Here is a 308-nt window from a genome sequence, read left to right on the forward strand (position 1 = left end):
CATTATACCAGCCTGAAATACCGTCAGCGGCTGTGGAAATATCAAATCACCCAGAGCATGAGCCGTCGCGGTAACTGCTGGGATAATGCGCCAATGGAGCGGTTTTTCAGAAGTTTAAAAACGGAATGGCTCCCGACACAAGGCTACAAGAGTTTTAGCGAAGCTAAACAAGATGTGACCGATTACATCATTGGTTATTACTGTGAAGTCAGGCCACATCATTACAATGCAGGATTGAGCCCAAATGAATCAGAGCGACGATTTTGGGAAGATTCTAAAGCTGTGGCCAAATTTAGTTGACCACTACA

1 protein-coding gene is annotated in these 308 nt (G+C 44.8%); it reads left to right on the forward strand.

Annotated elements, in window-relative coordinates:
- Positions 1-300: integrase core domain-containing protein (locus tag KFE26_RS23810; RefSeq protein ID WP_212601933.1), on the forward strand; the 300-nt coding region annotated here is incomplete at its 5' end.
- Between the last annotated feature and the right edge of the window lie 8 nt (positions 301-308).

This window comes from Shewanella sp. M16, from assembly GCF_018224605.1.
GTDB lineage: Bacteria > Pseudomonadota > Gammaproteobacteria > Enterobacterales > Shewanellaceae > Shewanella > Shewanella oncorhynchi.